The organism is Alteromonas sp. R7 (assembly GCF_055755235.1).
In genome coordinates this window covers 201338-224638 of the sequence record NZ_JBVTQX010000003.1, presented here as the reverse complement: position 1 = coordinate 224638, position 23301 = coordinate 201338, and the positions used below count along the sequence as shown (strand labels likewise).

The following is a 23301-nucleotide window of genomic DNA, read 5'->3' as shown; positions in this document are numbered from 1 at the left end:
TCCAACTACTGAACTGCACATGCGGTACGTGTACACATAGACATTAACGCGTATAAATCGTAGATATTTAATCTGCCGTCATTGTTAAAGTCGTGCTCTTCAACCGTCGCTTGACGTTGCAGAAGCAAGGTGTAGAACGCCACAATATCGGTGTTGTCTATGTCACTATCGCCATCAAAATCACCAATTACTGGCTCCGGCTCACTCGTTTCAGGGAAATCCAGCACAACAATTACTGGATCGTGATCTGACGAACGATAAGCATCAGCTCCGTAATAGCTAGAAAGCTGTGTTTCTGACTTATATTCAACGTTGTAGTCGAAGACACGAGGCTCATCAGCATTGATATGCCAAACCGTTGCGTCTGCCACATACTCAGTCAAAGTTGAGCTTGATAGCGCGTGGTCTAAGTAACCCATTTCGCCGCCGAAGCTATAAGAATAAGCACTTTCGCCGTGGAAGAGGTTCACCAAGTTGCTGTAACCGGCGTCTTCGAGAGCAAGAATTGGATCTTCTTTCGCATAAGCATTTAGGTCACCCATTACGATAACTCGGTCAGACAAACCTTCACTGTTTTGCACAAGCGCTGTCAGCCCTAACGCAGCTTGGGTACGTAGCTCGTTCCAGCAGCCTTGTCCATCACCTAAATCAGCATCATTACCTGTTGCACTGCCACAGCTTCCTTTTGATTTGAAATGACTTACCGCGAGCGTAAACGCTTCGCTGTTACTATTTACGCTAAAGGTTTGTAACAGCGGCTGGCGGTTACCGTAGTCAAAAGGAGCTTCAGAGGAAGTAACCGCTGCGCCTTGTGGTGTGACCGTTGCAGGCTTATAAATAATACCTACCGCAATTTCATCACCACCAAGTAATGATTCAAGTGCTACATAGCTATACACGTCACTACCAAGTTCAGCATTTACGCTATTTACAAGAGAAGCAATGGCAGAATCACTCCCGTATCCATCGTTTTCGATTTCTACTAAGCCAAGTACATCTGCGTCCATCGCAACGATGGCTGCTACTGTCTTCGCTTGCTGGCGGGCAAATTCATCTTCTGAGTCTGCACCACGAGAGGTAGGGAAGTTCGGACCATTAAAGTAGTTAAGCACGTTAAAGCTAGCCACTTTGACATCGCCTTGTACGTCTAACTGGGGCACATCTGTTCTTGGGTTTGTGCGTACAGTTTGAAGAGCGCCAACTGGAATTAAGTTATAAGCACCAAATGCGTAGTGCATTACACCTTCCAGGCCTTCTACACTGTCGCCTAAACGCAGAGGATTCGCATGAGATAAACCTCCAACTGGGAAAGGAATATCGTCAGCATTTTGTGCGCTTGAGCCATCATCAACCAAAAATGTGTTGCGTGCATTCGCTTCAGCCAAGGCAATAGCTTCACTTGAACCCGCGGCATATTGGTTTGTAGGGATCATCAGGCGGCCTGATGACACGTTGAATTGCCCATATCGACCAAGATTGTAAACGTCTGTCACGTTCAAAGTTTGCTGGAATTGAACCTGCATACCTTCAAGTGACTCTAGGTTAACACTCTCGTCAAATGGCATTTCAATGCTTGTCGTTAGTATATCAGCACCTGCACCTAGCGTTTCAGCATTGGCGCTTAGTACAATTTCTGTAATGCCATTGTATTCTGCCACTGCACCGTTAACACGCACAGCGTCACCAACAGATGGGTATTCAGTGAAGGTTGTCGAATAGGCAAATACACCTTCAGACGTCGCAGCATTGCCATCAGAGTCGGCGGCTTCTTCTTGAATAAAGAATCCGTTCATTTCCGGCACAACTTTAGTCACTACTGCCTCAACAACAACGTCATTGCCTGTAAGTGGCGAGGTATCGCCTTCGCCTTGGATAGCGCTAATTAAGACTACTTCACCAACTGGGTCAGTTGGGTCTGTAGGATCAGTTGGGTCGGTCGGGTCAGTTGGATCCGTAGGCTCGCTAACAGATCCATTGTGCGAACCAAAATTGTTAAGCGTATCTTTTGGTAGGCTATCCCATTCTTCAAGGGTAAACGCTGGGTTGCGGTTAGGGTTGCCTGCCGTTACTGAACTCTTGCGTACCAAAGTAACGTCTTTACCCCAGTTAGTTTTAACGCCGTACGTACCTAGAGCATCAACAACCTGACCGTTAGCGACGAGCTCAATGTAGTCATCGCCATTGAAATTAATCACGAAGCTGCTAATCGTTGAGCCGGCAGTTAACAGTGCATCTGCACTTCCGTGAGCGAATGTTGCTACGCCACCTGCTGGGATTGTGCCTTCAAGTGCTAACACTTTACGGTCAGCATCTGCGGTCTCACCATTGGAGAGTAAAACTAACTCATAACCCGCTAGACTTACCGGTTGTGTCGAGCTATTGAAAAGCTCTATACCTTTATTGAAACCGCCACCTTCGATGTATTCTGAAATGTAAATACTGCTGGTAGAAGGTGTTGTGTCACCGCCGGTATCACCACCTGTGTCGCCGCCGGTATCACCACCCGTGTCACCGCCAGTATCACCACCTGTACCATCACAACTCTCGTTGAAGATAAGTGAAGCAAGTTCAGGTTTGTCAATAAACGGATTTCGGTTTCCTTGGAATTCATAAACGCGCTCGTTACGACGACGTTCGAAGTCATCCACTGGATCACTTTCATGCCACTGAAGCAATACGCAAAGCTTACCAAACGCGGCTTCGCTAGTAGAGGTAAGGCGATTTACTAACACTAAGTCGTCTTCGGTATCACCAGCTGTATTGCCATCGTAACGCACGTCCATGTATAGCATTGAGCGTGCTACATCACCTTTTACTGCGTCACGAGGCTCAAAAGAGTCATCATCAACTCGGTTTAACGGAGCTTCAGAAAGCACGCTATCACTAAAATCAAAATCTAAGTTGCCGCGCGAGCTATTTACAGAAATATCGGTAGGACGCAGGTGCAGAATATCGCTGTATGCCGTTAGGCTTGAGCTAGGAAAACCATGGCTCTTAGCCCAAACATGTTCGCGATTCCAATTGTCTGGGTTGGTGCTTTGACTACCGCTACCGTTGGTAAACTTGCCTTGTGATATGCCTTTGTAGAACAAGATAACGTTATCGGTGTTAGCAGGATCTTCATCAGTGTAAGTGAGTGCTGTCCACACTTCTGAGTAAGAAAGCGTACGATGACCATTTTCAATGATGTTATGCGCCGTGTCTTTTAACGTTTGCGCACTTTCACCGTTTGCAATAGCTATGTCGAGAGCTGCGTAATAGTCAGATGCAACAAAGTCGCTGGCTAGGTTAACTGCTTCCAAATCAGGGCAGTTAAAACAAGTACCACTTAAGAAAAGAAGTTCATTTGAAGGTTCACCGCCGTTGTCAGGGTCACCGCCAGTATCCCCGCCATCGGTAGTTCCATTTCCACTTACTGAAATACTGTCTAAATTGAGATATTCGGTACCCGAGTTGTTAGCCATGGCTACTTTCAGTTCTAAAGTGCTTCCGCTACCTATCGTTTCGGTCAGTGTTGCAGAACCAAAGTCTTCCTGTACCGTATTCGTTGCCCCTTCTGAAAGCGTAATAAGCTCGAATGCGCCACCATCTAATGAGTAAAATACATCGATGTAGTCTGTCGACTCAAAATTTCCACTTTGAGAAAGCACGGCATTTATGGTGATATCACCGGCACCAGATATATCGATAGACTCGCTCAACCAGACTACTTCACCGTCAGTATCACGTGCTTGCATTGCGCCGCTTTCAACACGGAACCAGTCTGAAGTGGCACTTAGCTCACTCGCTGACACGTCTACTGACCAACGATCAACACCTTCAAGATCAACAATTGCTCCCGCTGGGTCTGAGCCAGTTGCGCCCTTGCCTTGCAGTTCATTTGCTTCGAAGTCCTCTTGCCATACTGTATCTGCAGAGGCATTAATAGAAACAACGCCTAACGACAATGCGCCCGCCAACAACGCGTTGACTACTTTAGCTGATTTCCTCAGCTTATACTTTTGTGTGTTACCCTCATGAATCATTTTGCTTTCCGCTTTTTTGTATAAGGAAGGTATAAATTCTTATACATACGTATATACAGCAAGCACTTAATAAAAATAATAATATAAACGTCACAAACGTTAAAAATCAGAAACTTAGACGTTTAAAATAAACTTACTTATTGATTAACTCTGCTGAACTTTGGTACAGGGAAAGTTGATTTGTCACAATGCGTAAATGTTTCAGCTTTGAAATATTTTAGTGACTCGCCGTGGTGCATGTTACAGTTTTATGCACAAAAAAAGAGCGCCTAGTGGACGCTCTTTCAATCATAACTTTAGGACAAAAAGCTCTGGGTAAACGCCTTTTCGTTGTTGCCTATAACTGCTCGTTTAAGAAGGCGTTAAAGTCTGCCTGAAATGCAGATTTCAGCCGCATACACTGTTGAGACTCGTCCTGCATAATTTCGACACCGCGTGCCATTCCTTGATAAGTCTCGCTAATTGGCGCGTAGAACGCATTGGCCATTTCTAAGTTTTCAGCCGAACAGGTTGTTGAAACAAATTCCGGCATTCTGCTTACATGGTAATCAGGCATTTTTGCTAGTAGCGCGTCTTTATTCTTACTAAGCCACTCATACAATAGCGTATGATCGTCTAAGTTACGTGCTACTCTCACCACCATATACATGGTATTTGCAGGCGTAATATCATCGGTAAGCGCTAAATCTAACATTTTAAAGACGGTTGCTTTGTCTTCAAAGTACATCGAATACACCAGCGTGCTTTTCACGTTTGGCAACTGTGCTTTTTTAAATGCCTCTACAATTGTATTAAACCATGTGCCCTGCTCGCCTTGTTCACTATTTCGCGTAGCAATTTCAATTGCTGTACCGGCAATACCGGAAGGAACACTGCTAGTATCTGCAAGGTACTGTTTCGCTATTTTAACGCTTTGTTCAACAAGTTGATCATTGTTCGAATGAGTACCCAGTAAGCTGTATATCTGGTTACGCAGGCGAATGACATCTGCGTTATCCTGCTCACTTTGAGACAAGGTTAGCTTGTTTAACAAAGGCATATAATTTTGATTTAGAAGCTTTGCATAGGCGGCTTTATTGTCTTCATTTACTAAATAACTAAACTCAGCTAACACGCCAACAGCCGCACGAATGACCGCAGGGTCATCATCTTTTGCCAAACTATTAAGCACCTTCATCACGCTGTCTACACCTACTTGATCTGCGTTTAACAGCGCCTGGTAGTTGTATAGCACATTTTTCTTTTCACGCTTATTTAGCGCGTCAATGTTATTTAGCAGTGCGTTTAGCTGAGCTGGTTCAATTGACCAACGGAAGTAACCTGTTGCATTGTCATTAGGGTATACCCAGTCTGCTTCAGCAAGCTGAGGTAAAACTGTGGTTTCTTTATCAATAAAAACCACTTCGTTTAGTATTTTTCCGTTTGATTGATAAGTCAGCTTTAATGGAACTGCCCATGTCTTATCCTCCACGGTCGCGCCAGCAAGGTGAAAACGGGACTGGGTTAATTTGCCATCTTTTGAAATATGAATAAGTGGGTAGCCCGGCTGTTCCAAGTAAGCTTTCATCATGGCGCTTAAGTTGAAATCAGACACTTCATCTAGGGCGCGCCACAAATCATCTGCTACGGTATTACCCCAAGCATGGGTATTCATGTAGTTTTGAACACCTTCACGAAACTTTTCTGTACCAATTAGCGATTCAATCATTTGTAAAATTGACTCACCTTTTGAGTAGTTCAAGCCCAACCCATCCATCACATCTGGCTGACTTTTCACTACCTTTTTAACAGGTTTCACCGTGGGACTAGCATCTGCACCAAATGCTCCCTCTTGTACTATGCGATCGGCGTAGTTCAACTCTGGATACAAGGTTTTCATGGTATGGCTTGCAGCCCAAGACGCAAACGCTTCGTTCAGCCATAGGTCATCCCACCACGCCATTGTTACCAAGTTGCCAAACCATTGGTGAGCAAGTTCATGCGCAATAACATTTAGCGGTCGTGAACGCTCTGTGACGCTTGGGTTATCTTCTAGCAGTAACAAACTATCGCGATAGGTAATTAAACCTACGTTTTCCATTGCACCGTGGGTAAAGTTGGGTACGGCAACAAAATCCATTTTTTTATAGGGGTACTTGATACCGAAAAAATCTTCTAGCGAGGCTAGGATTTCTGGGATGTGTTTGATAACAAATTTGGTTTTATCGGCATACCCTTTTGGAACGTATATTTTTCCTGGCACCGACAGCCCAGAAATTTCAGCACTATCAAAGGGCCCTACGGTATAGGCAATAAGATAAGTCGGCATGGGCTTAGTTTTTTCAAACACTACGGTTTTAATCCCGTTTTCCACTGTCACCTTTTCAACAGGTGTATTACCCACAATTTCCTGATGTTCGGGAGAACTGATGGTCATTTGATAAGGAATTTTGAAGTTTGGCTCATCAAAACTTGGAAACGCTTTTCGCGCATGCATATCTTCAAACTGGGTAAATATATAGTTGGTCTCTTCAAAACGTGACAGATACATGCCATCTGAAGACGTGTTCACTTTCCCTTCAAACGTAATCTCTAACGTATACTTCCCAGGCGCAATCTCATCTTGCGATTCGCCCCAATTGATGTCGTATTCTCCAATCGTAACATTTAGAGGAAAGCTGCTGCTTCCAGACACTAAACGTGCAGAAGTCACGGTCAAATCTTGCTGATAAAAGCCCACTTTCTTAGTTGGGGTTTTAACCGTTATATCAATATTCGTTTTTCCAGAATATGTAGGGTTGTCAGGGTCGATATTTAAGTGAATGTGTTGAAATGTGGGAGCGATTGTTGACGGTAAGCGGTATTCAACATCAGCAAGTGTCTTTTTCGCGGGTGATACGACTGCAGATGCAGTTTGCGCTTCTTGCGCCACTACTGCCGTTGTCGATAGCGATGTGAATGCAAAAACACTCGCTACCACACCAGCTAGTGTAGATAGTTGTTTCATTATGGTTTATCCATGTTGTGGGAAAATCCCTATATTCATCCATGGGTAAGAATAAATATCAAAAAGAGCCTTAGCAATCTAAAGCCCTTTTGGCATTGGTTCAAATTGTTACTATTCATGTCAACCGCAAGAATTGTGCATTTCAGCGTACATTGACTCTGGCGATATATCTTGTTTCTGCTTCGCTGCCTGCTGACAGCCAAATCGATTGAATAAGCCAGTAACTCTAGAAATGGTATCGTCGCAACTGCATTTGCATTTGCTTAACTTGCTGAACTAAGGCTTCACAGTTATCTACCACTTCTTTTGCATAGGTAGTATTGGCATTGCCCACCTGTTGAATACTGCTTACCCCTTTATTCACATCGTTAGCAACCTCTGTTTGTCCTTCAGCCATTGTGGCAGCGTCTCGGTTTAACGTTGTGATGCGTGCAACAGCGTCAAGCGCCTGCTTTAACGAATCGCCAGCATGTTTTGTGGTGTCCACGGTTTTATAGGCGGTTTCTTTATTTTGCTGCATTTTTTCAGAAGCCACGCGGCTACCTTGCTGAAGGCGTTCAATCATATTGCGAATTTCTTCCGTGGAAGACTGCGTTCTGCTTGCTAGCGAGCGGACTTCGTCAGCGACAACGGCAAAGCCACGTCCCTGCTCACCAGCGCGAGCCGCTTCAATAGCTGCATTGAGCGCAAGTAGATTCGTTTGCTCTGCGATATTCCTGATAACTTCCATTACACCGCTAATTTCTTCACTTGCCTGAGCCAACTCAGTGATAACCTGTACTGACGCGTCCACATCGCTTGCCTGAGACTGGATGTCTTTAATGGTTTGCGCCAAAACGCTTACGCTGTTTCGCGTATCTTGATCGGCAGCGTGTGCCGCTTCACTTGAACTGCGAATGGTTGACGACACAGTTTGTGCATTCTGCTGCATTAACGAAATGGCGTTATTAATTGACTCCGTTTCTCGGCTAAGTTGTGAAACGGTATCTTTGGATTGCAACGCTGTTGCATTTAACCTTTCTGACTTTGCTAGCATGTGGTCGGTGGCTTCGTCCACACTCTGCAACGTGTCTTGTAACTGGCTAAGAAGCCCATTAAACGCTCTTGCCATGGTGCCAAACTCGTCGCTTCTTGATGCCTGAAAACGGAACGTTAAATCTCCCTCACCAGAAGACAAGTTGTTTACTACCCCAATGAATTCTTCAAGTGGCTTGCCAACAATATACTTAACGAGCAACCAAATGGTGATCAAAATTCCCACGCTCGCCAATACGATTTTAAGTACAACAACCAACACAGAGCTTCGAACCATAGCCGATTTTTCTGACGTCGACGCCACTAATATAATATCGTACCCCCAAGGCGAAAACGGTACCACTTCTACAACCCAGTCATCATTAGGTTGAAGGGCGTCGGCCACCTGCCGATCATTCACATGTGCGGAATGCATGCGAATGTTACCTTTTGCATCACGAAGGGCAACAAAGCCTTCTTTTAGCACGTGACTTTGCTTAATGGCTTGCTCTAAGACGTTAAGGTCGGCTGAGTATCCCACATACCAGATGCCCACAACGTCACCACTGCTGTTAAACATTGGCTCGTAACCTGTTAAATAAGGGCTACCCAAAATATCAACCGCACCGTAATACGCTTCCTGCTGATTAATCTTTTTGATCGCCTTGCCATCAGGGGCCAACTTAGTGCCAATCGCCCTCTCGCCATTTTTAATGACATTGGTACTCACGCGAATATAGTCGTCTCCTGTTTTACTAAAAAGCGTGGCGGTGCCTCCCATTACGCTTGTCAGGTTATCGACCAAATCGAATGTGTTGGCTTGCTCCGCATTGCCCAACCTTAGCTGCCGAGCCTGCGTATTTTTAACGATAACAATATCGGTTTGATTGGGTTCACCGATTGCCTCACCTCGTTGTTTAAGCAACGCCATACTGCTTTTGACGCGTTCAAGCATGATAGAGTCAGTCACAGTAAGAATATTCACTAAACGATCGGCGGTGTTCTTCTTTTGCTCTTGAACAAGGGTTGAAACATTTGAGGAAGTGGTGATAACCGTTGCCACGGCAACAATTAAAGCGAACAAAGCGATAACAGCAGAAATAGAAAATAGAAACTTTCTTTGAATGGACATTTATCATCTCGATGTGTAGACGTTTAATACAAAGCCATTCCGTTGCGCTTTCTAACCTCAGCCTTAAATTTTTTACCAAACAGCACAACGGCTTGAGGCTGTAATCCCTTTATATTAATTTAGGCAAAAATTACGTAAGAGCAAATTATCCAAACGTTTATATTTTAAAAAAGTTGTCCAATTAACAACCGATTATCAGTCTGTGCTACTTCATGGTCACCTTTGTGCCAACAATTTTCAGGGCCGGTGCACCTCGAATTAAGGCATTTCTTGCAAACTGTGCGTCACAAGAAGGACATATTCCTTCTTCATGAGTAAAGTCCTCAACTATTCTCTCTTTAAAGCATTTAACCAACGCGCCTTTGCCGCCTTTTCGATATTTAAATAGCTGGAATTTGCACTTAGAGCAATAAATTTGCACGGTTCTGACCGGCCCTTTTGCGTTAGGTTTTGCCATAATTTCTCTTTGTATGTTTTAGGATCCTTCAAATTTCACCTTTTGTCGAAATGCGACAAATTGTAAATCTCGGTTATACTTTCGTGAGGGCGCGTTGCCCTTGGGTACAAACCACTAGCATGCTTGCCTCGATGTTAGCGAGTTAAGAACGAAGGTAATATCAATGAAGATAGTTGCAGCCCTGTGCTTTTTAATGTCTGCGCCGATTTATGCCGGTACAGCCGTGATAATAAATGCCAATAACAATTCTGGGATCGATATCGATACCGTCAAGAAAATATATTTGGGGAAAGTAAAAGCATTTCCCGATGGAAGTCGCGCAATTCCCCTTACCTTCGAACAAGGTAATAATATCAGAGACGCTTTTAATAATAATGTGCTTGGAAAATCTGAATCACAATACTCTGCATTCTGGTCGAAGCTTGTGTTTACTGGCAGAGGCACACCACCTGAAATGATAGCAACTGAGGATGAGATGTTAAATCTTGTCGCGACCAACCCCAATACCATAGGTTTTGTGGATGAAGGTAAAGTTGATGGCACGGTAAAAGTTGTCGGTACATTTTAGGGCCTGCTGTTGTTTTATATTCAGCAAAGACCAACAAGCCCTGTTTATTTAAACTAGGAACAAATGGCGACGCCTTGTCCAAATGCGTCGCCCTTTTTAGGCGTCTAGCTTCAATCAGGAAGTGTCGAAAGATAGTTAATGTTTGCAAAAGCCATTATGACACCTTTGGCGAAGTCGACCCTAGGATGACGAAGCGCTCCCTTTTTCCACACTAAATAAACATCGTTTTCTGGGCCTGGCTTGCCCAGCGCGACCAATTCGCCTTTTGCAATACCTTCTTTACATAAGTAGTCAGGCAAAACGGAATAACCAATTCCCGCTTTGATAATACTACTTATTGCTCTTATATCGGGGCAAACAGCCGCGACAGGCGACTCACACGCGGCATTAAATACCTCCGAAAAGTATCGCCGAACAAGCGGTAACTGTTCATCATACGTCACTACTTTATGTTGGTTTAGTAGCGCTGCCGATATTTCTCTTTCTCCCAGCAACTTTCCCTGCACACGGTTCATCACTAAGATTAAGCGCTCTTTATCTAACTTCTGATATTCATACATCGCATCAGTGGGCTCAGAGGCCGTAATGGCAAGTTCCGCTACATCGTTCTCCAACAAATGATAAATATTACTTTTGTTGCCGGTATGGATCACTAAATTCACTTTATCGGCCTGAAGCAAGTTAGCGAGTGCCGGACCTGCCACCAGACTGAGATACTCCGCAGGGCCTGCTAGGTGTAACGTGCCGTGATCGGTGGAAGCACGACTGCGAATAGAAGCCACTTTCTGCTCTAACGTATCAATGTGACTGGCGACCTGCAGCGCCAAGTCATCAGCGATAGCCGTTGGCTCAACGCCTCTCGCTTTTCTTATGAACAACTCTTTACCGACAATATTCTCCATGGCTTGTATGTGAGAAGTGACCGCTGGCTGAGACATATGAAGGCGAGCTGCAGCACGTGTAATGTTGCCGCTTCGATAAACTTCTACAAAGGTTTTTAACTGTGTTAAGTAAGACATAATCCCTACCCATCAGATTTTTGATGACTCGTCACAATTTATCTGACTTCTCGATGTAAGCCAACCTCTCTAAGATACACGCACTTTCTAATGCGACAGGAGCTGCAAATGAAATCAGCATCATCAATTTTATCGCTCGCCATTATTGCGGGTTTATCACAGTCGACCTATGCGGCAGACGTTAAAGCTGCGAATGCCAGTAAAGGCGAAATACTTGTACTACTTTCAAGTGAAAATGTAATGCAACTTGCAGATGGAAAAACAGAGCCTACAGGCTATTACCTTAACGAGTTTGGTGTGCCGGCAAAAGCATTGGTAGACGCAGGCTACAAACTGGTATTGGCCACGCCAAAAGGCAATGCGCCATCTGTAGATAAAAAGTCAGTAATACCGCAATACTTTGATGGCGGCGAATCGCAAATGCGAGACATTCAAACGTTTGTAGAGTCAATAGAAGGCATTGATGACACGCTGTCATTGAGCGAAGTGATTGGACAAGGGCTGGAAGAGTTTGAAGGCGTATTCATTCCAGGCGGTCATGCACCGCTTATCGACCTGGCAAACAATCCTCAAGTGGGTGAAATTTTGTCTCACTTTCACAATGAAGGAAAACCTACTGCCGCTATCTGCCATGGCCCAATCGCCTTACTTTCTGGGCAATCTAACCCGCAGGCATTTGAACTGGCATTGAAATCCGGTGAGCAAGCCTCATCTGAGAGTTGGATTTATGATGGCTACAAAATGACAATCTTCTCCACACCGGAAGAGGCCTATTTTGAAAGCACGTTAAACGACGCAACGTTATTGTACTACCCAGCAGACGCCATGGCGCAAGCGGGTGGCAAGATGGAATTCAAAGAAATGTGGGCGCCCAATGTAGTAGTAGACCGTGAGCTTATTACAGGCCAAAACCCGTTTTCTGATGAACTGTTAGCTGAAAAGCTTTTACAACAGTTAAATTCACAATCTAATTAAGGACAGGCAACACTATGCTTAATTTTACGTTTAAAAATCAAACCGAAATTTTGTTCGGCAAGGGGCAACTAAGTGAAGTGTCTTCACGTTTGCCGAAACAAGCAAAAGTCCTCTTCCTCTACGGTGGCGGCTCAATTAAGAAAAATGGTATTTACGATAAAGTAACGACTGCACTAGCAGGTGCTGAAGTCATTGAATTTCAGGGTGTTGAACCAAACCCAGAATTTGAAACACTGATGAAAGCTGTGAATGTCGCCCGTGAAAATGACGTGAACTTCATTCTTGCGGTTGGCGGTGGAAGTGTTATTGATGGCGCGAAATTCGTAGCTGCTGCCGTTAACTTTGCAGGCGATCCGTGGGACATACTTGTTAAAGGTGCTGCATTTGAAAATCCATTACCTATTGGCGCAGTACTTACTTTACCTGCGACAGGGTCTGAGAGTAACGGTAACTCGGTAGTAAACAGAAAAGAAACGTCGCAAAAACGCGCGTTTTCTTCTGAAACAGTTCAGCCTGTTTTTGCCGTACTTGATCCTGAGTTCACCTATTCACTACCACCACGTCAAGTATCGAACGGCGTGGTTGATGCTTTTGTTCACGTGATTGAGCAATACCTTACCTACCCTGTAAACGCACCGCTTCAAGACCGCTTTGCAGAAGGAATTTTACAAACCTTAGTTCAAGAAGGTCCTAAAGCGTTAGCGACGCCTGAAGATTACGATGTGCGTGCAAACGTAATGTGGTCAGCAACAATGGCGCTTAACGGATTAATCGGCAAAGGTGTACCGCAAGACTGGGGCACACATATGATAGGTCACGAACTTACTGCGTTACACGGTTTAGATCACGCCGTGACCCTAGCAATTGTTCTACCGTCGTTAATGTTCGTGCAGCGTGACAAAAAGCAGGAAAAAATTCTGCAGCTAGGTGAGCGCGTGTTTGGCATTCAGGAAAATGACAAAGAAAAGGCCATCGACTTAACCATAAAAGCGGTTCAGGACTTTTTTGAAACTATGCAGGTTAAAACCCGCCTGTCAGACCACAACATTGAAAAGTCTGCCATTGATGGGCTAATCGAGAACCTTGAACGCAACGGCTTAACAGCGCTTGGCGAGCATGGTGACATCGATCTTGCTAAAGCCCGTGAAATTCTAACTCTTGCGGCATAACCCCTAGATTTTAAAGCACTCAGCCTTCGCTGAGTGCTTTTGTGTTTATTTAAAAAGAGAGAAATATGACTGCATTATTTGAACAATTTTCGTTAAAAGACGTGACGCTTCGCAATCGTATTGCTGTGCCTCCTATGTGCCAATACTCTGCAGAAGATGGGTTTACAAACCAGTGGCATGAAGCAAACTACCAGTCATTTGCCCGAGGCGGTGCTGGATTGGTTATCGTTGAGGCAACCGCCGTCTCGCCAGAAGGACGTATCACGCCAAATTGCTTAGGTATTTGGAAAGATGAACACGTTAGTGGCTTAAAAAATGTTGCTGATCGTATAAAAAGCCAAGGCGCTGTTGCTGGAATTCAAATTGCACATGCCGGGCGCAAAGCGAGTGCTAACCGCCCTTGGGAAGGTGATGACCACATTCAGCCAAGTGAAGAAAAAGGGTGGCAGCCTATTGGACCTTCGGCAGAAGCCTTTGGGGCACACTTACCTGTTACGCCTACAGAAATGACCAAAGCCGATATTGAGCGTGTTAAGAGTGACTTTGTGAAAGGTGCCCAGCGCGCGCTTGAAGCTGGATTCGAGTGGCTTGAACTGCATTTTGCCCACGGTTATTTGGCTCAAAGCTTTTTCTCGAAGCACGCCAATAAGCGTACCGACGAATACGGCGGTGATGCGCAAGGCCGTGGTCGATTCTTACTTGAAACACTGAGCGCAGTGCGCGCGGTTTGGCCTGAAAACCTACCGCTTACCGTACGCTTTGGCGTTATCGAATACGATGGTGATGACGAACAGACGTTGAGCGAGTCTATCGAACTTGTAAAACAGTTCAAAGAAATTGGTACTGATTTCGTTAGCGTTAGCGTTGGCTTTAACACGCCTGATGCGAATATTCCTTGGGGCCCGGCTTTCCTTGCTCCAATTGCTAAAAAGGTACGTGATGAAGCCGGGATCCCGGTTGCTACAGCTTGGGGAGTAGACACACCAGAGCTCGCCAACGATACCATTGAAAACCAACAACTTGACGTTGTTATGGTAGGTAGAATGCATCTTACTAACCCACACTGGTCTTACTTTGCAGCGAAAAAGCTAGGCGTTGAAAAACCATCTTGGGTAATGCCTGCACCATATGCACACTGGTTGGAGCGTTACGCACCATCAGACGAAAGGTAGTTATTTACTTTACGGGCAGCAGTGTTTTCGAGCACTGCTGTGTTTTTCCTCGTCTTTTGCCAATAACGTATAACGTTGCGTCTCTGCACTTGCTTTTTTCCAAGTTAGGTTTAAGGTTGCTATAAACCTCCTTCAAGATTTGGAAGAATGCAGGTTAAAGATTTTTTTTCCTCATCAGCAAAGCTTGCTGATCTAACGTCACTCCGAAGGCGCCGTGTCATTCAAATAAGCGCGGTAACAGGCTTCGGGCTTTTCGCTTCGTCTCTGGTCGCGAGAGGCATAACTTTTGATATCTTTTTACTGGGCTTGTTCTCATTAATCGTCACTGGCTCGCTCGCATACAAGTATTACGTTACCACCAGCAGTTACCTACTTTTAGGCGCTATGTCGTCAATGCTGTTTGCCCTATCCGCAACAGGTGCAGGCGTATTTGATATCGCCATGATTGGCTACCCTGGCGTCATCATATTTGCGGCTTTATTAGGTGGAATTGCCCTATTTGGCACCGTTTTATCTTTAGTGCTTCTACAGTGCATTACGCTTACGTGGTTGATAATGCACGATGTGGTAACACCAAACCCGCCTATTTTGAGCTGGTCTCATGTGCTTTTCATCATGGTTATTTACGTTATTACGGGCTTCAGCGTTTTTATTTTGATACAGGATATTCGTCGGCTTATGCAGTCACTGCAGCAAGAGGTGTCTAAAGTTGAGCAAAATAGAGCACATATCCAGCACTTAGCACATCACGATCCGCTCACAAACTTGCCAAATAGGATTTTGGGCGAGCGACTTTTCAACGAAAAGCTACGAGAGAGTGAAGAAAAAGGGCTTCAGCTCGCGCTGCTGTTCATAGACTTAGACAACTTTAAACCCGTGAATGACGCTCTTGGTCATGCTGCGGGCGATCGGTTTCTTCAAAAAATATCTCAAACCATCACCGACCACCTATCCACAAAGCAAAGTTTAATACGCTTCGGTGGCGATGAGTTTATTGTGTTGGCGCCAGAAATATCAGACAAATCTGAAATCGATGACTTATGTAAGAACTTAATTACGTGGTGTTCGAACGAATTCGAAGTGCTGCAAACCAAAGTGGTAGTATCGGGTTCAATTGGTGTAGCACAAGCGCCTTATGACGGAATTAAATTTAAACAGCTGTGCCGAAAAGCAGATATTGCAATGTACGAAGCGAAACGCAACGGTAGAAATAGATACGAATACTATGACGTTCGCTTTGACGAAGAAAACGATGAAAAATTCACACTTATTCAGCGTTTGCGCCCGGCCGTGCATGCCAATGAATTCGAGGTGTACTACCAACCGTTGATAGACCTTGCCTCTAACAAGGTTCAAGCAGTAGAGGCGCTTTTGAGATGGCCTCAGAAAGACGGATCAATGATATTCCCCGACAAGTTCATACCTTTAGCGGAAAGCAGTGGCTTGATCATCCCTCTTGGTGCGTGGGTGTTAAACCAAGCTTGTGAATTTTGCGCTAAACAGCATGAAAACGGTCATACTAATCTTACGGTTGCCGTAAACTTATCCTTCGCACAATTCAAAGATGGTACGCTCCCCGCTGTCGTTGAGCAGGCCTTACAAAATTCACAATTAGCACCGCAATTTTTAGAGCTGGAGCTAACTGAAACCATACTCGCGGATGAAAATGGCACCACTGGCGAACAGCTCGAAGCGATTAAATCGTTAGGCGTGCACTTTGCTATTGATGATTTTGGTACCGGTTACTCTAATTTAAATTATCTACAGACATTTAGCGCTCGCAAACTCAAAATAGACCGCATTTTTATCAACACCTTGGGCATTGGGGAAAACGACGCACCTTTAGTTGCAGCAATAATCAGTATTGCCGACAGCCTTGGCATGAAAGCGGTAGCTGAAGGTATTGAAAGTAAACCCGCTTTAGAAAAGCTAATAAAAATGGGATGTGACTTGGGGCAAGGCTATTATTGGAGCAAGCCACTCCCCGCGCCCGAGGTAGAACGATTCTTAAGTAATCATCCAACAAAGTAACCACTTAAACTAAGAAGTCGGAAATGTTTCGTTGTGAAGGCGCTGTTTTAGAAGCTGATGATATTTCAAACGGACGTTTTCATGCCGATGGCTTAACGCAGCATTGGCTTGCTGAAAAAATAACAATCTGCCTAAATCGAAAAACGCTAAAACCCGTGATACGTCACAAACTCTTCGTTGTCGGCGCGAGTTGAGCGAACCTCGTTTGCAGCGAACTCTGGGTCTGGATAGCCCAAGGCTATGCAAATCATAATGGCCTCATCATCAGGGATGTTAGCGTGCTTGTGTACTACATCGGACTGCATAATGCCCTGACCATTGATAACACAACCAAGCCCTAAGTCCCATGCAGCTAGCACAATGCCATACGCCAGCGACCCTAAACCAAACTGCGTGATCCCTGCTGGCTCTAAAGCCTTGTCATAGGTAAGCACCAAAGAAACGGGCGCATCAAACTGCCTAAAGCCGCGCATCATCCAATCCATACGCTTTTCCTTGTCTTCTCGGGTTATTCCCATTACGTCAAACAGCTGTATGGCTACATCAATTTGACGCTGACGGTGAATCCCCTCGTAATCCTCTTTGTATGGAAAGTCTCGAACGTGCGGTTTACCTTCAAGTGTATTTTTGGTGTTGCCTTCACGAATTTTATCAAGCACGTCGCCTGTTACTGCATGAATTTTCCAGGTTTGCGTGTTATAGGACGATGGCGCCCACTTCGCTGTGTTGATAATCGCGTCTACTGTTTCCTTAGTAACAGGCTGTTTAGTGAACCCTCTAACACTCTTTCTTGATGCTGCAAACTCGGCAAAATTCATACACTTCCTTAAACGCGGTAATTGAACTTGTTAAGTTAGAGTAAACACGACGAGTTTGCTCTTCAATAGGTGGCAAACCTAATTCAGATTGTTTGTTTTTATAGATATATATAGAAGTTTGTAAACCCTTTCATTTAGCAGTGCGTAGCAAAAGCATGTCATGAGTCAGGCACACATGATGTTTATGGAAGTTTGGCTTTCAAAAGAAGCATACGAAAGGAGTTTTATAATGGCTAAGAAACCGCAATTAACCACGTCGGCAGGCGCCCCCGTAGTAAGTAACGAAACCACTAAAACAGCAGGAGAGCGCGGCCCCGCCCTCTTACAAGATTATCAACTAATCGAAAAGTTAGCGCATCAAAACCGCGAACGAATTCCAGAACGTGTCGTTCACGCGAAAGGCTGGGGTGCACAGGGCACATTTACGGTCACGCACGACATTACCGATTACACATGCGCTGACTTATTCTCAGAAGTGGGCAAACAAACTGAAGTATTAAGCCGGTGGTCTACGGTAGCAGGAGAATCAGGCGCAGCTGATACCGAGCGTGACGTGCGAGGCTTTAGCTTGAAGTTTTACACACAACAAGGCAACTGGGATATGGTAGGTAATAATACTCCTATCTTCTTCATTCGCGATGGATACAAGTTCCCTGACTTCATTCGTACGCAAAAACGTCATCCGAAAACTAACCTGCGCTCACCAGAAGCCATGTTCGACTTTTGGGCTGCACAGCCAGAAAGCGTGCATCAAGTTACCATTTTAATGTCGGACCGTGGTATTCCGGTGTCACCTATGCACATGAACGGCTATGGCAGCCACACTTTCAGCATGTGGAATAAAGAAGGCAAGCGTCATTGGGTGAAGTTCCATTTCAAAACTCAACAAGGCATTAAAAACTACACCAATGAAACGTCTGAAAAAATCATTGGAAGCACTCGGGAAAAGTATCAGGAAGAGCTATATAACGCCATTGAAGAAGGCAATTTCCCAAAGTGGACAATGTACATTCAGGCCATGCCAGAAGAGGAAGCAGGACAACAAAGCTATAACCCGTTCGACCTAACCAAGGTGTGGCCGCACGATGACTATCCGCTTATTGAAGTTGGCGAACTGGAAATGAACAGAAATCCAGAAAACTACTTTCAAATGATAGAAAACGCAGCATTCAGTCCGTCAAATGTTGTCCCTGGTATTGGCTTTAGCCCTGACAAAATGCTTCAGGCTCGCATATTTTCTTATGCTGATGCCCATCGCTATCGTTTGGGCACACACTATGAAGCACTCCCCGCTAACGCGCCGAAAAATAGCAAGGTAAACCACTATCACAAAGACGGCGCGATGCGCTTCTTTACCAATGATTTTGGTAACCCTGACGCCTACTATGAGCCCAATCAATACGAAGGTCCGGTGGCTGACTTTTCAGTGAAAGAGCCCCCGCTTCGCATTGATGGAGACGCTGATAGATATCATCAAGATGAAACAGATGTGGATTACGTGCAGCCGCGAAAACTGTATGAGATGTTTTCTGATGATCAAAAAGAACGGCTGTATAAAAACTACGCTGCTGCAATGGGCCCGTGCTCAGATAGCGTAAAAGAGCGTTGGTACGCCGTGCTAGAAAAGGTACATCCAGACTACGCCGCAGGCGTACGAAATGCGGTAGAAAGCTTAGATACCGACGTAAATACGGTACCGATTACTGAAAATACCCCTATCGAAGATAGCTAAACGCTATTGTTGTAAGGTATCGCGGCCCAGCAGTTTTCTCTTACTGGAATCTGCTGGGCTCCACAATTTAACAAACATGGCATATTTTTAATACTTGCCTAAAACACATCTAACTGATGATAAAGAGACTTCTGTCATCAAAATATGCTCATTGAACTTTAGAACAAAACTTGTCGAGTAAGTTTGCGAGATTGAAAATTGTGGCTTACGTTTAATGTATCTAAACGTTTATAGCGCTATGTATGTCGTTATTTAAGAAGTCAAAAACAGAACAATCCACCTCTCGCCAAGCTCCATGGAAAATAGCCATAATCGATGATGAAGAAGGCGTACATGAGGTCACTAAACTCACTCTGCGGAAATTTAATTTCGAAAAACGCGGGGTTGAATTTCTATCAGCTCACAGTGGCGCTGAAGGCCTAGCACTTTTCAAAGCAAATCCAGACATCGCTCTCGCTTTCGTTGATGTGGTGATGGAAACTGACGATGCGGGTTTGAATTTGGTTGATGCCATTCGCAACGAGCTCAATAACCATACCGCCCGCCTTATTCTGCGAACAGGTCAACCTGGTCAGGCGCCGGAAGAAGAGGTAATCAGGCGTTACGACATAAACGACTACAAAGCCAAAACTGAATTATCATCGCTTAAACTTAAGTCTTGTGTGTACACAGCAATAAGGTCGTATCGGGATATTCAGACTATTGAGCAAGGTAAGCGCGGTATGGAAGACGTTTTAAAATCCTCGTCTTCCGTTTTAGCAAGCCAGTCTTTAGCCCAATTTGGCACCGCAGTGTTGAAACAGACACTTACACTGCTTAACCTAAACAACTCTGTACTCTACTTGTCTACTCAGCACACCGACTTATATGGCGATACGACCATGACGGTGCTAGGTGCCAGCGGCGACCTAGTTGGATTATGCGAACCTGGAATTTCTAGCCGAATTCCTGAAACCATCGAAGAAGAAATCAAACAAGTCTTAGAAAGCAAAAGTCACTATCAGTCTAAAGATTTATTCATCGGCTACTACCCTACTGGAGAAGATAGCCACAACATCTTGTATGTTAAATTAGATCATCCACTGGATGCTCTGCAGCGCAAGACCTTAGAGATGTTTGCCTCTAATGTGGCGGTAATATTCCAAAATCTCACGCAAAAAGAAGACATACAAAAAACCCAAAAAGAACTCATTATGGTGCTTAGCGACGCAATCGAAATGCGGAGTAAAGAGACCGGTGGCCATGTGAGAAGGGTCATTCTTATGACCGAATTTCTCTCTGAAAAGCTTCACATGAGCCGAGAGTTTATTGAGACCATACGGTATTCAGCCGCACTTCATGACGTGGGTAAAATTAGCATTCCTGAAACTATTTTACATAAGCCGGGCAAACTCGACCCAGAAGAATGGGAGATCATGAAGACCCATGCACAAAAAGGCTACGAGCTACTTGCGGGATCTGATCGCATCGTTGCTAAAATGGGTGCCATCATTGCGAAAACGCATCATGAGCGGTGGGATGGTCAAGGTTACCCTGAAGGTTTAGCTGGAGACGACATTCCCGTGGAGGGTCGTATTATGGCAATTGTCGACGTTGTCGACGCATTGCTATCTAAGCGCTGCTATAAACCGGCATGGAGTCCTCAGGAAGTAAAAGCCTATCTTCATGAGAATTCCGGGAAACAATTCGACCCGCTAATCACCCACATTATGATAGAGCACTTCGACAGGATCCTTGAAATCAGAGCCACAGAACCGGACGAAGATGAATGAAAGAAACGCTAGAATTAATCTTATTACGCGTTAGCCAAAGTGCAGATATTGATAAAGGTGAATTAGACGTTGCTTCTAGACTTATTATCAACTCGGTGTGTGAGGGTTTGCAAATTACTCGAGCTGGCATTTGGTTGTATGATGAAATGCAAACACTGGTCCAGTGCACATTGCTCATTGATAAGGGTAATGACCTGGACCACGAAAGCTTAGTACTTACCCGAAAAGACTTTCCTCACTATTTCGAGGCGCTAGATTCAGAGAGAACCATTGCGGCCCACGACGCATTAACAGATGTTGCAACATTTGAATTTGCAGAAGTGTATTTAACGCCGCTTGGAATTAGCTCTATGCTTGATGTCCCTATTCGCCACCGCGGCAAAATGATTGGGATAATTTGTTGTGAACACCAAGGCAAAGCCCGTGAATGGCATGCCGATGAAGTTGTATTTGCGGCATCACTGGCAGACCTTTACGGGCGTGCAGTGAGTGCAAATGAGCGCGCAGATTACGAGCAGAGGCTAATTGAGGCCAACCAAACCCTTGAGCAAAAAGTAATAGACCGCACGGCTGAACTTGAGGCCGCACAAGAAAAGCTCGTCGAGTCAGAAAAAATGGCGGCGTTAGGAAATCTAGTCGCAGGCATTGCTCACGAAGTTAATACGCCGTTAGGCATTGCACTCACCTCCGTCAGTAACTGCAAAGAAGAACTAAAAGACATCTATCGAGACTTCGAAAACGATGAATTAACCGAGCAGGGTTTTAAAGACTTCGAAGCTATTTGCTCTGAAGGGCTAAACTTGGCTGAAACGAGCCTGATGCGGGCAGCGAATTTAGTACAAGACTTTAAGCGCACTTCTGCTGACCAAACGTCGTTAGAAATAGAAGAAATTGCATTAGACGAATATATCCCTAGAGTCTGTAACCCTTTAAAACCCATGCTTCGCAAAGAACAAGTTGAGCTAAGCATAGACGTTACGCCCAATTTAGTGATAACCACCTGCCCAGGTATAATTGCCCAATTGCTAACAAATTTAATATCGAATGCTCAGCGTCACGCTTTTGGTCCATCGGTAAATAACGACGTGAATAGAGTGAGTGTGAGCTGCAGTAAAAATGCCAAAGGCATTGTGATTAGCGTACAAGACAATGGCAAAGGCATACCAGAGGCGCTTCACAAGAAGGTATTCGAGCCATTTTACACCACGGCTCGTGATAAAGGCGGTACAGGGCTGGGCCTAAATATTTTATACAACTTAGTACGACAAAAATTTAACGGTGAGATTGACTTAACATCAACCCCTGGAGAGGGAACGAAAGTAACCGTCTGTATTCCGGTTGAAGACTAGCGTACCTCTCATTTTCCACTACCTATACCCTGCGTTATAAATTCCCTGTGCAGCGCGCGACATTATTAAAATGTCGCCCTCACGACAGACGTGAAATCAAAGGCTGGGCAAGCTAAATACAAAAACATAACAAGGCATGTAGAAATGCAACTTTCACATTGGCGAAGTTCCGGCCACTTTTTAAACGTCGACGGTCAGCAAGTTTTTTATAAAACAGAAGGCACGGGACCAGTACTATTACTCATTCACGGATACCCCACCGCAAGTTTTGATTGGGCTAAAATATGGCCAGCACTTACAAACAAGTATAAATGCGTGACGCTCGATATGCCGGGGTTTGGTTTTAGCGATAAGTCACCAAAAAAATACTTAATTAAAGAGCAAGCAGACACGATAAGTGAGGTAATAAGACATTTAGGTATCACAAGTGCCCATGTTCTATCTCATGATTACGGTGATACGGTTGCGCAAGAAATGATGGCGCAGCAACTGGAAAACGACCTTGCCTTTCGCATCGAATCGCTGCACTTACTCAACGGTGGCCTTTTTCCTGAGACACATCGTGCTCTGCCCATTCAAAAGCTGCTGCTCTCTCCAATTGGTGGTCTAATCATTCGCTTTTTAAACAAAAATGCAATTCGAAAAAGCATGCACAACATATTTGGCCCAAACACACCTCCTTCAGATCAAGACATCAATGATTTTTGGATACTTATCAGTACAAATAATGGTCACCAACACATGCACTTGCTTTTGGACTATATGAAGCAGCGTAAACAATACCGAGAGCGCTGGGTAAGTGCACTGCAAAATGCCAATGCCCCTCTTCGACTAACCGCAGGTATGGCTGATCCAATCTCTGGCGCGCATATGGTGGCGCGGTACAAACAACTCATTCCTAATGCAGACGTAATTGAGCTCGATCAAATTGGGCACTATCCGCAAATTGAAAGTGCTGAAGCCGTGGTGAACTCTATAACCAGCTTTTTAGGTCGCTACCGCTAATTAAACGTGAAACTTTGTCTTGATACGGCACGCGACAGGGGTAATATAAAGCTTCACTGATTTAACTCTAGACTCGC

At 44.7% G+C, this 23301-nt stretch carries 15 protein-coding genes; 9 read left to right on the top strand and 6 right to left on the bottom strand.

What is annotated here, in order from left to right:
* Positions 1–5: 5 nt before the first annotated feature.
* The 4 genes from AC0J2X_RS06680 to AC0J2X_RS06665 all read right to left on the bottom strand — a co-directional run bounded on the left by AC0J2X_RS06680 (position 6) and on the right by AC0J2X_RS06665 (position 9614).
* A complete protein-coding gene (locus AC0J2X_RS06680; protein WP_061486054.1) occupies positions 6–4025 on the bottom strand; it encodes an ExeM/NucH family extracellular endonuclease in 4020 nt (1339 codons plus the stop codon).
* 337 nt (positions 4026–4362) lie between these two features.
* The gene (locus AC0J2X_RS06675) at positions 4363–7011 is read right to left on the bottom strand and encodes a M1 family metallopeptidase (protein ID WP_156078514.1); all 2649 of its coding nucleotides are present in this window, start codon (positions 7009–7011) and stop codon (positions 4363–4365) included.
* A gap of 226 nt (positions 7012–7237) precedes the next feature.
* The gene (locus tag AC0J2X_RS06670; RefSeq protein WP_061486055.1) at positions 7238–9157 is read right to left on the bottom strand and encodes a methyl-accepting chemotaxis protein; all 1920 of its coding nucleotides are present in this window, start codon (positions 9155–9157) and stop codon (positions 7238–7240) included.
* A 205-nt stretch (positions 9158–9362) separates the two neighbouring features.
* Positions 9363–9614: a hypothetical protein gene (locus AC0J2X_RS06665; protein ID WP_014976849.1), complete on the bottom strand. Its 252-nt coding sequence runs from the start codon at positions 9612–9614 to the stop codon at positions 9363–9365.
* 163 nt (positions 9615–9777) lie between these two features.
* Between AC0J2X_RS06665 and AC0J2X_RS06660 the strand changes: the two genes are divergently transcribed.
* Entirely contained in the window at positions 9778–10182 is a 405-nt protein-coding gene (locus AC0J2X_RS06660; protein ID WP_014949893.1) for a type 2 periplasmic-binding domain-containing protein, read from the top strand.
* Positions 10183–10292: 110 nt separating this feature from the next.
* Here AC0J2X_RS06660 and AC0J2X_RS06655 read toward each other — a convergent pair whose 3' ends face one another.
* The gene (locus AC0J2X_RS06655) at positions 10293–11201 is read right to left on the bottom strand and encodes a LysR family transcriptional regulator (protein ID WP_472995883.1); all 909 of its coding nucleotides are present in this window, start codon (positions 11199–11201) and stop codon (positions 10293–10295) included.
* A gap of 108 nt (positions 11202–11309) precedes the next feature.
* On the opposite strand from AC0J2X_RS06655, the gene AC0J2X_RS06650 reads away from it, so the two are divergent.
* The 4 genes from AC0J2X_RS06650 to AC0J2X_RS06635 all read left to right on the top strand — a co-directional run bounded on the left by AC0J2X_RS06650 (position 11310) and on the right by AC0J2X_RS06635 (position 16548).
* Positions 11310–12176, top strand: a complete 867-nt coding sequence (locus AC0J2X_RS06650; RefSeq protein WP_061486056.1) for a type 1 glutamine amidotransferase domain-containing protein — start codon at positions 11310–11312, stop codon at positions 12174–12176.
* 14 nt (positions 12177–12190) lie between these two features.
* Positions 12191–13345 (top strand): iron-containing alcohol dehydrogenase, encoded by a 1155-nt coding sequence (locus AC0J2X_RS06645; RefSeq protein ID WP_014976852.1) that lies wholly within the window; start codon positions 12191–12193, stop codon positions 13343–13345.
* Between the two features lie 65 nt (positions 13346–13410).
* Positions 13411–14517: an NADH:flavin oxidoreductase/NADH oxidase gene (locus tag AC0J2X_RS06640; protein WP_014949897.1), complete on the top strand. Its 1107-nt coding sequence runs from the start codon at positions 13411–13413 to the stop codon at positions 14515–14517.
* A gap of 147 nt (positions 14518–14664) precedes the next feature.
* Positions 14665–16548 (top strand): putative bifunctional diguanylate cyclase/phosphodiesterase, encoded by a 1884-nt coding sequence (locus tag AC0J2X_RS06635; protein ID WP_061486057.1) that lies wholly within the window; start codon positions 14665–14667, stop codon positions 16546–16548.
* A 146-nt stretch (positions 16549–16694) separates the two neighbouring features.
* Here the strand turns inward: AC0J2X_RS06635 and AC0J2X_RS06630 are convergent, their stop codons facing one another.
* Complete coding sequence (locus AC0J2X_RS06630) at positions 16695–17366, bottom strand: nitroreductase (protein WP_014949899.1); 672 nt, start codon at positions 17364–17366, stop codon at positions 16695–16697.
* 229 nt (positions 17367–17595) lie between these two features.
* Between AC0J2X_RS06630 and AC0J2X_RS06625 the strand changes: the two genes are divergently transcribed.
* The 4 genes from AC0J2X_RS06625 to AC0J2X_RS06610 all read left to right on the top strand — a co-directional run bounded on the left by AC0J2X_RS06625 (position 17596) and on the right by AC0J2X_RS06610 (position 23224).
* Positions 17596–19098, top strand: coding sequence for a catalase (locus tag AC0J2X_RS06625; protein ID WP_041693780.1), 1503 nt, complete (start codon positions 17596–17598; stop codon positions 19096–19098).
* Positions 19099–19340: 242 nt separating this feature from the next.
* Positions 19341–20870, top strand: a complete 1530-nt coding sequence (locus tag AC0J2X_RS06620) for a DUF3369 domain-containing protein (RefSeq protein WP_014949901.1) — start codon at positions 19341–19343, stop codon at positions 20868–20870.
* Positions 20867–22219, top strand: coding sequence for a sensor histidine kinase (locus AC0J2X_RS06615; protein ID WP_014976856.1), 1353 nt, complete (start codon positions 20867–20869; stop codon positions 22217–22219). The genes AC0J2X_RS06620 and AC0J2X_RS06615 overlap by 4 nt, the downstream gene beginning before the upstream one ends.
* 144 nt (positions 22220–22363) lie before the next feature.
* Positions 22364–23224 carry an alpha/beta fold hydrolase gene (locus AC0J2X_RS06610; protein ID WP_472995881.1) on the top strand — a complete coding sequence of 287 codons (861 nt, stop codon included), beginning with the start codon at positions 22364–22366 and terminating at the stop codon, positions 23222–23224.
* Positions 23225–23301 lie beyond the last annotated feature (77 nt).

Excerpts from the sequence above, each read along its gene's own strand:
- AC0J2X_RS06680 (WP_061486054.1), bottom strand. The coding sequence starts at position 4,025 with ATGATTCATGAGGGTAACACACAAAAGTATAAGCTGAGGAAATCAGCT.
- AC0J2X_RS06675 (WP_156078514.1), bottom strand. The coding sequence starts at position 7,011 with ATGAAACAACTATCTACACTAGCTGGTGTGGTAGCGAGTGTTTTTGCA.
- AC0J2X_RS06670 (WP_061486055.1), bottom strand. The coding sequence starts at position 9,157 with ATGTCCATTCAAAGAAAGTTTCTATTTTCTATTTCTGCTGTTATCGCT.
- AC0J2X_RS06665 (WP_014976849.1), bottom strand. The coding sequence starts at position 9,614 with ATGGCAAAACCTAACGCAAAAGGGCCGGTCAGAACCGTGCAAATTTAT.
- AC0J2X_RS06660 (WP_014949893.1), top strand. The coding sequence starts at position 9,778 with ATGAAGATAGTTGCAGCCCTGTGCTTTTTAATGTCTGCGCCGATTTAT.
- AC0J2X_RS06655 (WP_472995883.1), bottom strand. The coding sequence starts at position 11,201 with ATGTCTTACTTAACACAGTTAAAAACCTTTGTAGAAGTTTATCGAAGC.
- AC0J2X_RS06650 (WP_061486056.1), top strand. The coding sequence starts at position 11,310 with ATGAAATCAGCATCATCAATTTTATCGCTCGCCATTATTGCGGGTTTA.
- AC0J2X_RS06645 (WP_014976852.1), top strand. The coding sequence starts at position 12,191 with ATGCTTAATTTTACGTTTAAAAATCAAACCGAAATTTTGTTCGGCAAG.
- AC0J2X_RS06640 (WP_014949897.1), top strand. The coding sequence starts at position 13,411 with ATGACTGCATTATTTGAACAATTTTCGTTAAAAGACGTGACGCTTCGC.
- AC0J2X_RS06635 (WP_061486057.1), top strand. The coding sequence starts at position 14,665 with ATGCAGGTTAAAGATTTTTTTTCCTCATCAGCAAAGCTTGCTGATCTA.
- AC0J2X_RS06630 (WP_014949899.1), bottom strand. The coding sequence starts at position 17,366 with ATGAATTTTGCCGAGTTTGCAGCATCAAGAAAGAGTGTTAGAGGGTTC.
- AC0J2X_RS06625 (WP_041693780.1), top strand. The coding sequence starts at position 17,596 with ATGGCTAAGAAACCGCAATTAACCACGTCGGCAGGCGCCCCCGTAGTA.
- AC0J2X_RS06620 (WP_014949901.1), top strand. The coding sequence starts at position 19,341 with ATGTCGTTATTTAAGAAGTCAAAAACAGAACAATCCACCTCTCGCCAA.
- AC0J2X_RS06615 (WP_014976856.1), top strand. The coding sequence starts at position 20,867 with ATGAAAGAAACGCTAGAATTAATCTTATTACGCGTTAGCCAAAGTGCA.
- AC0J2X_RS06610 (WP_472995881.1), top strand. The coding sequence starts at position 22,364 with ATGCAACTTTCACATTGGCGAAGTTCCGGCCACTTTTTAAACGTCGAC.